This is a genomic window from Arthrobacter sp. 05T420 (assembly GCF_056396305.1).
Genome location: NZ_JBFTLG010000008.1, coordinates 154,695 through 168,658, shown reverse-complemented (window position 1 = coordinate 168,658; position 13,964 = coordinate 154,695). Strand labels below are relative to the sequence as shown.

The 13,964-nt window shown below is 66.8% G+C and carries 12 protein-coding genes; 9 read left to right on the top strand and 3 right to left on the bottom strand.

Annotation, left to right across the window (positions count from 1 at the left end):
* On the top strand, positions 1–903 hold the full coding sequence (gene panC / locus AC1DEM_RS10105; RefSeq protein WP_476884228.1) for a pantoate--beta-alanine ligase: 903 nt from the start codon (positions 1–3) through the stop codon (positions 901–903).
* A 184-nt stretch (positions 904–1,087) separates the two neighbouring features.
* Positions 1,088–2,575 (top strand): MDR family MFS transporter, encoded by a 1,488-nt coding sequence (locus AC1DEM_RS10100; RefSeq protein ID WP_476884227.1) that lies wholly within the window; start codon positions 1,088–1,090, stop codon positions 2,573–2,575.
* A gap of 118 nt (positions 2,576–2,693) precedes the next feature.
* Here AC1DEM_RS10100 and AC1DEM_RS10095 read toward each other — a convergent pair whose 3' ends face one another.
* The 3 genes from AC1DEM_RS10095 to AC1DEM_RS10085 all read right to left on the bottom strand — a co-directional run bounded on the left by AC1DEM_RS10095 (position 2,694) and on the right by AC1DEM_RS10085 (position 5,305).
* Complete coding sequence (locus AC1DEM_RS10095) at positions 2,694–3,527, bottom strand: alpha/beta fold hydrolase (protein ID WP_476884226.1); 834 nt, start codon at positions 3,525–3,527, stop codon at positions 2,694–2,696.
* A 96-nt stretch (positions 3,528–3,623) separates the two neighbouring features.
* On the bottom strand, positions 3,624–4,250 hold the full coding sequence (locus AC1DEM_RS10090) for a thymidine kinase (protein ID WP_476884225.1): 627 nt from the start codon (positions 4,248–4,250) through the stop codon (positions 3,624–3,626).
* A gap of 56 nt (positions 4,251–4,306) precedes the next feature.
* Positions 4,307–5,305, bottom strand: a complete 999-nt coding sequence (locus AC1DEM_RS10085) for an alpha/beta fold hydrolase (protein WP_476884224.1) — start codon at positions 5,303–5,305, stop codon at positions 4,307–4,309.
* Between the two features lie 98 nt (positions 5,306–5,403).
* On the opposite strand from AC1DEM_RS10085, the gene lysS reads away from it, so the two are divergent.
* The 7 genes from lysS to AC1DEM_RS10050 all read left to right on the top strand — a co-directional run bounded on the left by lysS (position 5,404) and on the right by AC1DEM_RS10050 (position 13,875).
* The gene (gene lysS, locus AC1DEM_RS10080; protein WP_476884223.1) at positions 5,404–6,936 is read left to right on the top strand and encodes a lysine--tRNA ligase; all 1,533 of its coding nucleotides are present in this window, start codon (positions 5,404–5,406) and stop codon (positions 6,934–6,936) included.
* Positions 6,937–6,938: 2 nt separating this feature from the next.
* Positions 6,939–7,121, top strand: coding sequence for a hypothetical protein (locus tag AC1DEM_RS10075; RefSeq protein WP_476884222.1), 183 nt, complete (start codon positions 6,939–6,941; stop codon positions 7,119–7,121).
* 154 nt (positions 7,122–7,275) lie between these two features.
* Positions 7,276–7,602, top strand: coding sequence for a histone-like nucleoid-structuring protein Lsr2 (locus tag AC1DEM_RS10070; RefSeq protein ID WP_476884221.1), 327 nt, complete (start codon positions 7,276–7,278; stop codon positions 7,600–7,602).
* A gap of 469 nt (positions 7,603–8,071) precedes the next feature.
* Positions 8,072–10,564 (top strand): ATP-dependent Clp protease ATP-binding subunit, encoded by a 2,493-nt coding sequence (locus tag AC1DEM_RS10065; RefSeq protein ID WP_476884220.1) that lies wholly within the window; start codon positions 8,072–8,074, stop codon positions 10,562–10,564.
* A gap of 155 nt (positions 10,565–10,719) precedes the next feature.
* Positions 10,720–12,837 (top strand): S9 family peptidase, encoded by a 2,118-nt coding sequence (locus AC1DEM_RS10060; RefSeq protein WP_476884219.1) that lies wholly within the window; start codon positions 10,720–10,722, stop codon positions 12,835–12,837.
* Between the two features lie 60 nt (positions 12,838–12,897).
* Positions 12,898–13,407 carry an amino-acid N-acetyltransferase gene (locus AC1DEM_RS10055; RefSeq protein WP_476884218.1) on the top strand — a complete coding sequence of 170 codons (510 nt, stop codon included), beginning with the start codon at positions 12,898–12,900 and terminating at the stop codon, positions 13,405–13,407.
* A 204-nt stretch (positions 13,408–13,611) separates the two neighbouring features.
* A complete protein-coding gene (locus AC1DEM_RS10050; protein WP_476884217.1) occupies positions 13,612–13,875 on the top strand; it encodes a hypothetical protein in 264 nt (87 codons plus the stop codon).
* Positions 13,876–13,964 lie beyond the last annotated feature (89 nt).

Here is a 13,964-nt window from a genome sequence, read left to right as displayed (position 1 = left end):
ATGACAATCCAACTCGTCACCACGGCTGACCAGCTCCGCGCCGCCAGCGCCCGGCTGCTGGCGCAGAAGGGCGGCGTGTCCCAGGGGCTCGTGCCCACCATGGGCGCCCTGCATGAGGGGCATGCCCAGCTGGCCCGGACAGCCGTTGCCCAGAACGACGTCGTGGTGGCCAGCATCTTCGTTAACCCGCTGCAGTTTGGCGAGGCCGCGGATCTGGACCGCTACCCCCGGACGCTGGATGCGGACCTCGCGCTGCTCGACGCCGAGGGCGTGGACCTGGCGTTTGCGCCGAGCGTTGAGGAGGTCTACCCCGGCGGGGCACCCCTGGTGCGGATCACGGCGGGACCCCTTGGTGAAAAGTGGGAGGGCGCGTCCCGGCCCGGACACTTCGACGGGGCCCTGACCGTCGTCGCGAAACTGCTGCACTACGGCATCCCTGGCACCGGGCTGCCGGGCGGAGGCCAGCCGGCCTACCGCGCCTACTTTGGCCAGAAGGACGCGCAGCAACTGGCGCTGGTCCAGCGCATGGTGGCGGACCTGAATTTCCCCGTGGAGATCGTGCCCGTGCCCATTGTCCGATCGGCCGACGGCCTGGCACTGTCCAGCCGCAACCGCTTCCTCTCCGAGGACCAGCGCGAGGCCGCCCTGGTCCTTTCCCGGGCGCTGCGGCTCATCGAGGCGCGTGCCAACGCGCATGAGCCACTGGACGTCGAATCCGCTCAGGCCCTGGTCCGGTCCGAGCCGCTCGTGGAACTGGACTATTTCGACGTGGTGGATCCGCGCACCCTCGAGCCCCTCGCGGAGAACTGCCAGGACACCCCGTTCCGCGGCGAGGGCCTGGCGATCATCGCCGCCAAGGTGGGCCCCGTCCGCCTCATCGACAACGCGCCCCTGAACTCCTAACACAACCCCGCCACCAAAAAGCAACGCGGGGTCAGATACGGCCCATCCCGAGGCACTTCATAGGCCGTATCTGACCCCGCGTTGCTTTTGTGGCGACGGGAATGCCCCCGGGCCTTAGACTGTTGGAATCTGCAGCAGCGCCGACGCTCGCCGGACCCACACCAAACTCCCTGAGGGAATTCCCATGTCAACAGACGTCTCGTCCAACGCCTCTGGCGATCCCGCACCGGGCGCTGCCCCCACCATCCCCGCGCGGAACGTGCCCGCCGCGCCGACAACGCCGGCGAAGATGTCCCGGGAGTCCGTAACCATCATCGTCACGCTGCTCGTGGCCACGTTCGTGGTGATCCTCAACGAGACCATCATGAACGTGGCCCTGCAGCGGCTGATGGTGGACCTGAACATCGATGCGCCCACCGTGCAGTGGCTCTCCACCGGCTTCATGCTCACCATGGCTGTGGTGATCCCCACCACCGGGTTCATCCTGCAGCGGCTGTCCACCCGTGCCGTGTTCATGCTGGCCATGGGGCTGTTCTCCGGCGGCACGCTGCTGGCCGCCCTCGCGCCGGGCTTCGAAGTCCTGCTGCTGGCCCGCATCGTCCAGGCCGGCGGCACAGCCATCATGCTGCCGCTCCTGATGACCACCATCCTCACGCTCGTGCCGCTGGAACGCCGCGGCGCCGTCATGGGCAATGTCAGCATCGCCATTTCGGTTGCGCCGGCCATGGGCCCCACGGTTTCCGGCCTGATCCTCGAGCACTTTTCCTGGCGGTTCATGTTCGTCTTCGTGCTGCCGATCGCCCTGGCCGCGCTGGCCATCGGGGCCAAATACCTGACCAACATCGGCACCTCCGAAAAGACCCGGCTTGATGCACTCTCGGTGGTGCTCACGGTCCCCGCATTCGGCGGCCTGGTGTACGGCCTGAGCCAGATCGGCGGCGGCCAGGCCGGCGCCCGCACCCCGGCCGTGGTGGCCCTGGCCGTCGGCGTGGTTTCCCTGACCGCGTTCGTCCTGCGCCAGCTGAAGCTGCAGAAGAGCGACGGCCCCCTGCTGGACCTGCGCGCCTTCACTTTCCGGATGTTCACCGTGTCCGTGCTGCTGCTGGTCGTGGCCATGATCGCCTTGTTCGGCGCGGTGATCCTGCTGCCGTTGTACCTGCAGGAGATCCGCGGCCTGAAGTCACTCGAGACCGGCCTGGTGCTGCTTCCGGGTGGCCTGGCCATGGGCCTGCTGGGGCCGTTCATCGGCCGCGTGTTCGACAGGGTCGGGCCGCTGCCGCTGACAGTGACGGGCTCGGTGATGATGGTGCTGTCCCTCTGGCAGTTCTCAATGCTGGACGCCGGCTCACCGTTGGGGTGGATCATTGCCCTGCACGTGGCGCTGAGCCTGGGCCTGGCACTGCTGTTCACGCCTGCTTTCACGACGGGCCTGAACCCGCTGCCACCGCACCTTTACTCCCACGGCTCGGCCATCATGAGCACCCTGCAGCAGGTAGCCGGCGCCGCTGGCACGGCGCTCCTGGTCTCGATCTACGCGGTGGTGGCGGAGTCCTCGGGAATGGTTGCCGGCATGCACGCCGCATTCCTGACGGCGGCTGTCATAGCACTCGCCGCCGTCGTGCTGTCTACCATGATGCGCAAGACCGCCGGCGCGGCACAGCCCGCACACTAACAGCGACGCCACTAAGAGCAACGCGGGGTCACTTCGCGCCCATGTCCTAGGGGCGGATGGGCGCGAAATGACCCCGCGTTGGTTTGCGTTGGTTGGTTTTGCGTTGGACTTACGCGGGTCAGCCCGCGTAAAACGCGCTGAGTTCGGCGATCAGCTTGTCCGGCGCCTTGTTGACACCGTCGTGGCCCATGCCGGGCAGGATCGTGTAGCTGGAACCGGAGAGGACATCGTGGATCTGGGCACAGGCCACGCCGAAGTATGCCGGGCTCTTCTCGCCCACAATGATCAGCGTCTCCAGCGGAAGTTCCAGGAACGGCTCTGCCGGCATATCTGCGGCGATGATCGCCTTAATCTCGCGGACACCGGTCTGCATGAGGTCGCGCAGCTGCTTGCCCATCGGCGTGCCCGCCGAAAGCTTGTTCGCCAGCGTCAACATTGACAGCGGCATCCGGGACAGGGCGCTGCCGGTCTCGAGTCCTCTGAGCAGGACGGCGAGGGCGCGGTCGTCGTCGCCGGCCGCGGTCGCCCGCTCGTATTCGGGCGTCCAGTCCGCCGTCACGCTGTGGTTGACGGACACGGCGGGGTCGTAGACAGCCAGCCGCTCCACCGGCAGGGTGCGGGCCGCGTGCAGGGCCACCGCCCCGCCGAAGCTGTGGCCGAAGACGTCCGTACTGGACGTTTGCTTCATGACGGCGTCGAGATCGTGGATGTCCACGTCCAGGGTGTAGTCCTCCGGCTGCGGGGAGGACGTGCCGCGGCCGCGACGGTTGAAGGTGTGCACCGGCCGGCCAAGTGACGCGCTGAGTTTCTGCGCGAAACGCGTGTAATCGGCGGCCGTCACCATCGAGGCCGGCACGACGACGATTCCCGAGCCCGCCGAGGCGAGCTCGGCGCCCGTGCTGAAAAGCTCGATCGTTCCGCCGTCGGGGGTTCTGATGTTCTCGCGGGTCATGCTCCGAGCCTAGCCGAGGCCGCGCCCCACTGCAGTAAGCCACAACTCAGTAGAGGGCAGGTCAATCGGGCACGGCACTGCCCGGGCACAGTGCAGCTAGTTGCCCAGCCGGCCGCCGGAAGCCTCGAGGTAGCAGGCGCCGCAGAGCGACTCGTACCAGACGTCCTGGCCGTCGATCGCAACCTGGTTCCCGTCAAAGACCACCTGGTCCCCGATCCGCCGGGTGTTGAAGATAGCCTTCCGTCCGCAGCGGCAGATGGTCTTGAGTTCTTCGACGGTGTGCGCAATCTCCAGGAGCCGAAGGGACCCGGGGAAGGCGCGGGTCCGGAAATCGGTGCGGATGCCGTAGGCGAGCACGGGGACGTTGTCCAGGACCGCGATGCGGAAGAGATCGTCCACCTGCTCCGGTTCCAGGAACTGGGCCTCGTCAACCAGCAAGCAGGCCACCGGTGCGGTGTCCACGTGCTGCAGAAGGGCGTCGGGATCGTCACCGTGGGCCTGGGCGGTGAAAAGCCCGCGGGCCGATGCGCCGGCGGGGATCAGGAAGTCCACCGAACGGGTCATGCCCAGGCGGGACACGACGTCGGAGTCGCCTTTGGTGTCCACGTCCGGCTTCGCCAGCAGAACCCGCTGCCCGCGTTCCTCATAGTTGAACGCCGCCTGCAGCAGCCCCGTAGATTTGCCGGAGTTCATGGCGCCGAAGCGGAAGTAGAGCTTGGCCAAGGGGGTCCTTTCGAAAGGGTCGCCCCCGATTCTAGCGGTCGGCCGCCGCGCTGCCGTCAGCCGCCGGACCCAATCCGCCGCCACCGGGCCGGCACGCGTCCGGCAATGCCTGCCATGCCCCCGGCCGTCAGGCTGCCGGAGGGCCGGGTCACAGCGCCGGTCCCGCCGAGCAGGAACCGTGCCGCGCGGAGGGCCAGCCGGTTCCCCGGCCGGATGGGGCCTTCGTGGAGTTGCCCGGGAACCACGGCGAAGCTGAGCGCCGGGACGGCGTCGGCGAGCTGGCGGCCCGTCTCGGCGAAGTAGGGAGGGCTCCAGCCGCCGCTGAGCATGAGCGTGGGCGTGGTGATGGCGGCAAACTCACCGAGTTCGGCGTCGGCGGCCAGCACGGCGCGCATCTCCGCAACAGCCGTGGGAAGCAGTTCCCGCATTTCCGCCCCCAGGTTGGTCCGGGCCGAGAGGATGCTCAGCATGCGCAGCGCGCCCAGCGGCAGCCGGGACACCGGCCCCGCCGTCTCCAGGCCCTGCACCAAATGCGCCCAGGCGTCGTCAAGCTGGCCGGAGGCCACGGAACGTTCAAGCTCCGGCCGCCAGCGCTGGCTGAGGTTCCCGGAGACGCTGACGGCCGCGTCGTAGGTCACCATGCGGCGGATCGGCAGGCTGCGGGCGCCCTGCAGGGCCACAAACCCGCCGTAACTGTGGGCCACGATGTCGCTGGCCCCGGTCTCACGGAGCACGGTGGCCAGGTCGGCCACCTCCGTGGCGGCAGAATAGTCGGCGGGCTGGGGCGAGGAACCGGCGCGCCCGCGCCGGTTGTAGCAGTGCACAGGGGTGCCCAGCAGCCGGACGAGTTTCCTTGCAAACGGCAGGTAGAGCTTGTCGGTGATCAGCGTCCCGTGCACGATGACGACGCCGGACCCTTCACCGCGGGGTTTTTGAGATTGCGCCGCAATGGCGGCGGATGCGCCCGGGCCGCCCGGCGCCCGCACCACCGGACGGATGGTGTGCAGCTCGAGGTGCCCCTCGCCGTCGTCGGTCCTCACAGTCCATGTCTCCACAGCCCTGAGTCTATTCCCGCACCCTGTCTGCCCGGCTACGCCCGCCAGAACCGGACCGGGACCTGCCCGGGCGCAAATCGACGGTAAACTTGGGGATTGTGACTTCCCAAAACACCCCCGCCCCGAACACCGCCGCCGAGCCGCACGATGCCAGCGAGCAGACCCGCATCCGCATGGAGAAGCGCGCCAAGCTGATTGAAAGCGGCGTCGAGGCATATCCGGTGGGTGTCGAACGCACACACTCGCTCACGGAAATCCGTGAGAAATACGCCTACCTGCAGGCCGATGAAACCACCGGCGACACCGTCGGCGTGACCGGCCGCATTGTCTTCATCCGCAATACGGGCAAGCTCTGCTTCGCCACCCTCCAGGAGGGCGGCGTGGACGGCAAGGCCGTCCGGCTGCAGGTCATGCTGAGCCTGGCCAACATCGGTGAGGAGGCGCTCGCTGAGTGGAAGTCCCTCGTGGACCTCGGCGACCACGTCTTCGTCAAGGGCGAGGTCATCTCATCGCGCCGCGGCGAGCTGTCCGTCATGGCGGATTCCTGGACCATGGCCTCGAAGGCGCTGCGCCCGCTGCCGGTGCTGCACGCCGAGCTGAATGAAGAAACGCGCGTCCGCCAGCGCTACGTGGACCTCATTGTCCGCGACGAAGCCCGGGAGATGGTTTACACCCGCGCCGCGATCACCCGCTCCATCCGCGAAACCCTGCACCGCCAGGGCTACGTTGAGGTGGAAACCCCCATGCTGCAGCTGGTTCACGGCGGCGCCACGGCCCGTCCCTTCGAGACGCACATGAACGCCTTCGACCAGAAAATGACGCTGCGCATCGCCACCGAGCTCTACCTCAAGCGCACGGTGGTCGGCGGGATCGACCGCGTCTACGACATGGGCCGGGTCTTCCGCAACGAAGGGGTGGACTCCACGCACAGCCCCGAGTTCACCACCTTGGAGTCCTACGAGGCGTGGGCGGACCAGTTCGTCATGGCGGACCGGATCAAGGAGATCATCCTGGACGCCGCCGACGCGGCCGGTGTGGGCCGCGTGCTGCAGACCGAAGCCGGGGAGATCAACCTCGACGGCGACTGGACCTGGCTGGCGGTCTACCCGGGGTTGTCCGAATTCGTGGGTCAGGAAGTGACCCCGGACACCCCGGTTGCGGAACTGCTGGAACTGGCCGCCAAGCACGAGGTCAAGGTCGACGCCGGCTGGGACGCCGAGAAGCTCGTAGTCGAACTCTTCGGCGAACTGGTGGAACCCACATTGATGAACCCCACGTTCGTCTACAACTATCCGCCGTCCGCCCAGCCGCTGGCCCGCCAGCACCGCGAAGACGGCCGCCTGATCGAGGCCTGGGACCTCATCATCGGCGGCATGGAGCGGGGCACGGCGTTCTCCGAACTGATTGACCCGGTGATCCAGCGCGAACGCCTCACCGAACAGTCCCGCCGGTCCGCCGCGGGCGACGTGGAGGCTATGCAGCTGGACGAAGACTTCCTCCGTGCCCTCGAGTACGGCGCGCCGCCCATGGGTGGAATCGGCCTGGGCATCGACCGCCTCGTGATGCTCTTCACCGGCGCCGGTATCCGCGAAACGATCCTCTTCCCCCTTTTGAAGCCCGAAGGACACTGAGCATGGACTATATCGCCGTATTGCTGCCCCCCATCGTGGTGGGCCTGCTTTTCTGGTTTGCCATGAAATCCATATTCAATGCCGACAAATCGGAGCGGCAGGCAGAAGCCCGCGCCCATGCCGAAGCGGAAGCGCGAGCGGAAACTCAAAACCGGGAGCAGGATTCCGGCGCCCTCGGGGGCTAATTACCCGGAACGAAGTAATAGTTCCCTATTGCCGCCTGTGGTTTTCCTTTGAACAGAAGTTTTGCGCTTTGACTCCCTGCTGTAACGCGGAGGATACTTATTCCAGATACATCCTGCTTTTCTTAACGCTCGATCTTTGGAAAGAGAGTCCTTTATGGCACAGAAAGTAAAAATCATCCTCGTTGATGATCTGGATGGGGGATCCGCGGACGAAACTGTCCGGTTTGGCCTTGACGGCGTCAGCTACGAAATTGACCTGTCGTCAAGCAATGCTTCAGAGCTGCGCTCCGCGGTAGAGCGATTTGTATCGCACGCACGCAAGACGTCCAGCGGACGCGCCACGCGCTCGAAAGTTTCCAGCGGACGGAATCAGGACTCTGCCCAGATCCGACAGTGGGCACGGGACAACGGCTATGCGGTAAACAGCCGCGGTCGTATCCAGGCCGAAATTCAGGAAGCCTACCAAAAGGCTAATTCCTAGCCAGGACTCGCAGGGTGGCGCAGTATCACGGCCTGGTATCAAGAGACAATCACGTCTCAACAAGTCCACAGGCGCAATCAAGTCGCAAAAAAGTTGCAGTGGATTCGCGGTGAAGTCGCAATGAGGTCCCAATGACGTCACGGTCAAATGTCAATGCCCCCGTTATCTAGCGGGGGCATTGCCATGCCGACGGCGGCACGCCTTTCGGGCCGGACCGCGCCCGCCCCCGAGTAAGCGCCGAAGAACACACCTGGCGCTGCCGCCTGCCCTACCGGTAGGTGCCGGAAGGAACCGCCCGGCCCGGCCGGTTGCGCCCGCCCGGGGCGGGTTCTGGCCCATCCCGCCCCTGCCGGGAGGGGCGTCCGGGCAGCGATGCGCAACCCTCCGGTTTCCCCTGTGGCGAACAAGCCCCAATTCTGGAACCCGGCCACGTAGCATCAAAGTACGTCGTAGCTAGGAGTGTGGCGAAATGTTTGAGCGATTTACGGACCGTGCCCGTCGCGTAGTTGTGCTTGCCCAAGAAGAGGCACGCATGCTGAACCACAATTACATTGGTACCGAACACATCCTCTTGGGTCTGATCCATGAGGGTGAAGGTGTTGCCGCCAAAGCCCTTGAATCCTTGAGCATTTCGCTCGACGGTGTCCGCGAGCAGGTCCAGGAGATCATCGGCCAGGGCCAGCAGGCACCTTCCGGCCACATCCCCTTTACCCCTCGTGCCAAGAAGGTCCTGGAGCTCTCGCTCCGCGAGGCCCTGCAGTTGGGCCACAACTACATCGGTACCGAGCACATCCTCCTCGGCCTCATCCGGGAGGGCGAGGGCGTTGCCGCCCAGGTGCTCGTCAAGCTCGGCGCCGACCTGAACCGGGTCCGCCAGCAGGTCATCCAGCTGCTCTCGGGCTACCAGGGCAAGGAAACCACGGGCGCCGGCGTCGGTCCCGGGCAGGCCGAGGGCACCCCCGCGGGTTCCGTCGTCCTGGACCAGTTCGGCCGCAACCTCACCCAGGCGGCGCGCGAGAACAAACTGGACCCCGTGATAGGCCGCGAGCAGGAAATGGAACGCGTCATGCAAGTCCTTTCCCGGCGCACCAAGAACAACCCCGTGCTGATCGGCGAACCGGGCGTCGGCAAGACCGCCGTCGTCGAGGGCCTCGCCCAGGCGATCGTGCGTGGCGATGTCCCGGAAACCATCAAGGACAAGCAGCTGTACACCCTGGACCTCGGGTCCCTCGTGGCCGGCTCCCGCTACCGCGGTGACTTCGAAGAGCGCCTGAAGAAGGTCCTCAAGGAGATCCGCACCCGCGGCGACATCATCTTGTTCATCGATGAGATCCACACCCTGGTGGGTGCCGGAGCCGCTGAAGGCGCCATCGATGCGGCCTCGATCCTGAAGCCCATGCTGGCCCGCGGCGAACTCCAGACCATCGGTGCCACCACGCTGGACGAATACCGCAAGCACATCGAGAAGGACGCCGCGCTGGAGCGCCGTTTCCAGCCGATCCAGGTCAAGGAACCCTCCGTTGCGCACGCGATCGAGATCCTTAAGGGCCTTCGCGACCGGTATGAGGCACACCACCGCGTCACCATCACCGACGGCGCCCTCGCGTCGGCCGCGAGCCTTTCCGAGCGGTACATCTCGGACCGGTTCCTGCCGGACAAGGCGATCGACCTGATCGATGAGGCCGGCGCGCGGCTGCGCATCCGCCGCATGACCGCCCCGCCCGAGCTCAAGGTCATGGACGAGAAGATCGCCGCCATGAAGCTGGAGAAGGAATCCGCGATCGACGCGCAGGACTTCGAAGGCGCCGCGTCGCTGCGCGACAAGGAGCAGAAGCTCATTGCCGAGCGCGCCGAGAAGGAACGCCAGTGGAAGACCGGCGGCATGGACGACATCTCCGAAGTTGATGAGGACCTCATCGCTGAAGTGCTGGCGAACTCCACCGGCATCCCGGTCTTCAAGCTGACCGAGGAAGAGTCCTCGCGCCTGCTGAAGATGGAAGACGAACTCCACAAGCGCGTTGTCGGCCAGGACGAGGCCATCAGGGCACTGTCCCAGGCAATCCGGCGCACCCGTGCGGGCCTCAAGGACCCCAAGCGTCCGGGCGGCTCGTTCATCTTCGCCGGCCCCACCGGCGTCGGAAAGACCGAACTGGCCAAGGCCCTCGCCGAGTTCCTGTTCGGCGAAGAGGACGCGCTGATCACCCTGGACATGTCCGAGTACTCGGAGAAGCACACGGTCTCGCGGCTCTTCGGTGCCCCTCCGGGCTACGTGGGCTACGAGGAAGGCGGCCAGCTGACGGAGAAGGTCCGCCGTCGTCCGTTCTCCGTGGTCCTGTTCGATGAAGTGGAGAAGGCGCACGCCGATCTCTTCAACTCGCTGCTGCAGATCCTGGAAGACGGCCGCCTGACCGACTCCCAGGGCCGCGTGGTGGACTTCAAGAACACCGTGATCATCATGACCACGAACCTCGGCACCAGGGACATCTCCAAGAGTGTCGCCACCGGCTTCCAGTCCGGCACCGACACGCAGACCGGCTACAACCGGATGCGCGCCCGGGTCACGGAGGAGCTCAAGCAGCACTTCCGCCCCGAGTTCCTGAACCGTGTCGACGATGTTGTGGTCTTCCCGCAGCTGACCCAGGACGAGATCATCGAGATCGTGGACATGTTCGTCGGCCGCCTCGAGAAGCGTCTCAAGGACAAGGACATGGGCATCGAGCTCACGTCCGCGGCCAAGGTGCTCCTGGCGACCCGCGGCTACGACCCCGCCATGGGTGCCCGGCCGCTGCGCCGCACCATCCAGCGCGAGATCGAGGACCAGCTCTCCGAGAAGATCCTGTTCGGCGAACTGCACTCCGGCGACATCGTGGTGGTGGATGTGGAAGGCGAAGGCGACGACGCGAAGTTCACTTTCGCCGGCAACGCCAAGCCGCGCATCCCGGAGATCGCTCCGAGCGTCTAAGCACCAAGACCAAAGGCCCCGCTGTCCCGAAAGGGACGGCGGGGCCTTTGCGTTGCCCCCGGCGTCCAGCTCGACGACACTCAGTATCTGAAAGCAGTGTTTCACTCTCAGTGAACTTTCTGTGATCGATGCCACATAAGGTGTTGAATCGGTGCATGGCTGCCAAGGACTCAGAGACCCTGAGCGAACAACCCGAGACCCCCTTCCACGATCTGGACCACTACCTCGCCATCCCCAAAGTCAGCGGTTTGACGCTGAGCCCGGACGGGAGCCGACTGGTCACCACCGTGGCGACCCTCGGCGCGAAGGGCACCGAATACTGCACCGCGCTGTGGGAAGTAGATCCGGGCGGGGTCAAGCACGCCCGCCGGATCACGCGCAGCGCCAAGGGGGAGGCCGGTGCGGTGTTTGCCGCCAACGGCGACCTCTACTTCACCTCTGCCCGCCCCGATCCAGAGAGCCCCGAGGCTGACCCGGTGAGCGCCCTCTGGATCCTCCCGTCCGACGGCGGCGAAGCCCGGGTGGCGCTGTCCCGCGCCGGCGGAATCGGCGGGGTCCACGCCGCCAAGGACGCCGACACCGTGGTGGTCGCGGCCTCGGTGCTGGCTGGCTCCACGGACGAGGACAATGACGAAGAACGCCGCAAGGCGCGCAAGGACAACAAGGTCGCGGCCATCCTGCACAGCGGCTACCCCGTCCGCTACTGGGACGCGGACCTGGGCCCCGGGCAGCCGCGGCTGTTCGCCGTCGAAACCGGAGGGCAGCTGGAGGCCGGCAAACCGACCACCGTCGACGCCGCGCCGCCGCTGAAGCTCCGCAACCTCACGCCCGACGCCGGCACCCGGCTCAGGGACGCCGAATCGGTGGTCAGCCCGGACGGCACGATGATCTACAGCAGCTTCGTCAAGCCGCTCGCCAACGCCGATTCGCGGTCCGTGCTGGTCGCCATCGACGTCGCCACAGGCACCCGGACGGTTCTGCTGGACACGGAAGGCCTGAGCTACTTCCCGGGCCCGGTCAGTCCTGACGGCCGGAGCCTGGTGGTGCTCAGTGAAAGCGACACCACGCCCCTGGAGGCTCCGCAGGTCAAGTTGCACCTGCTCGACGTCACCGGCCCGGCGGAAGGCGGGGGCGCCCTGACGCCGCTCGCCCACGACTGGGACCGCTGGGCCCGCCCCGCCGCATGGCTGCCGGACGGATCGGCGCTGCTGGTCACCGCCGACGAGGACGGCGCCTCGCCGGTGTTCCGGATCGGTGCCGCCGGGAGCCAGGCTGGCCAGGTGCTCCGCCTGACGGACGACGCCGCCACGTACACCGACGTCGTCGTCGCACCGGACGGACGCAGCGCCTACGCCCTGCGCAGCTCCTACGAATTCCCCGCCGAACCTGTGCGGATCGACCTCGCCGGCGGCGGCGTGGTCCGCCTGCCCTCGCCCGCGGAGCGCCCGCACTTCAAGGGGACGCTGGAGCGCGTGGAGACGACGGCGGCCGACGGCGCCCGTGTGCCCGCGTACCTGGCCCTTCCCGAGGGCGCGTCCGCCGCGAACCCGGCCCCGCTGCTGCTCTGGATCCACGGCGGCCCGCTGGGATCCTGGAACGCCTGGACCTGGCGCTGGAACCCGTGGCTGCTGGTGGCGCGCGGTTACGCGGTGCTGCTCCCGGACCCTGCCCTCTCCACCGGCTACGGCCAGGAGCACATCCAGCGCGGCTGGGGGGAATGGGGCAAGGCTCCGTTCACGGACCTGATGGCCATCACCGACGCCGTCGTGCAGCGCCCAGACATCGACGAGACGCGCACCGCCGCCATGGGCGGCTCCTTCGGCGGCTACATGGCCAACTGGGTGGCCGGGCACACGGACCGCTTCAAGGCAATCGTCACTCACGCCAGCCTCTGGGCCCTTGACCAGTTCGGTCCCACCACGGACGCCGCGCAGTACTGGCTCAAGGAGATGACGGCCGAGATGGCGCTGGATAACTCCCCGCATCTGCACGTGGAAAAGATCCGGACTCCCATGCTGGTCATCCACGGCGACAAGGACTACCGCGTGCCGATCGGGGAGGGGCTGCGGCTCTGGTACGAACTGCTCGCCAAGTCGCAGCTGGCGGCCGACGCAAACGGCGAAACGGACCACCGTTTCCTGTACTTCCCGGACGAGAACCACTGGATCCTGCAACCGCAGCACGCCAAGGTCTGGTACGGCGTGGTGGAGCATTTCCTAGCCCGGAACCTGCTGGACAAGGACATTCCCGTCCCGGACGAACTGGGTCTCTGACAGGGCGGCCACGGGCCCGGCCGCGGGCCGGCCAGGCCTGGGCGCCCGTAGGATTGGGCTGTGACTGACTCGATCCGCATCCGCCTTGCCCGTACCAGCGACGTTGGCGCCATCAAGACGCTCGTGGCCCCGCTGGCCGACCAGCGGATCCTCATGGCCAAAGAAACCGTGGCCTACTACGAGAGCCTGCAGGAATTCCGGATCGCCGAATCGGAGAACGGCGAGGTGATCGGCTGCGGAGCACTGCACGTCATGTGGGAGGACCTGGCCGAGGTGCGCACCCTCGCGGCTTCGGATGCCTGGCGCGGCAGGGGCGTGGGCCACGCGCTGGTGGAGCGTCTGCTGGAGGATGCCCGCGCGCTGGGCGTCTCGCGCGTCTTCTGCCTGACGTTCGAAGTGGATTTTTTCAGGAAGCACGGCTTTGAAGTCATGGCTGACCAGACCGCCGTCGACCCCGTGGTGTATTCCGAGCTCCTGCGCTCGCATGACGAGGGCGTGGCCGAGTTCCTGGACCTGGCGCGGGTGAAGCCGAACACGCTGGGCAACACCAGGATGATCAAGGAGCTGTAGCGCCCGCGGCTGTGCCCGCCCGGGGAGCGTGCGGCGGGTTCCGCGGCCCGCACTGGCGGCCGCGAGGAGCTCGACGCCTGCCCGGGGCTTCCCTTCAATAAATTTGGTGGATAAACTGATCCCGGTCCAGGGGGTGGGCCGCATACTTTCGGAGGCAGAAAATTGCACAAAGCCGTGATTTTTCCCGATTTTTCAGCTTTCCAAATGACAATCGCCGGCGCTCCGGCAGTGCCGCCGATCCAGCCGCCGGTCCAGCCGCTGGAAGCGCCACCGGCAGAATCCACCAACCGCTCGTCGCCAGGCACGGGTGGTCCGGTGGCGGGACAAACCGCTGGCCCTGCGCCTGCCGCGGCCGGCCCGCCGGCCACGTCCCGCACCCGTATCGGCCGGCACGCCGCTCCGCCGTTCTCCTGGCTGGGCGTCGACGCGTGGCCGCACTTCCCGGCGTGGGCCGACAAACAAGCCTGAAGCATCCGCAGGACCAGGGAACGCAACGCAACACCCTCCGGCCTGGATTCGCAGCCCCGCCAGGGGGCCCCGGGCAGTGGGAATCAGGA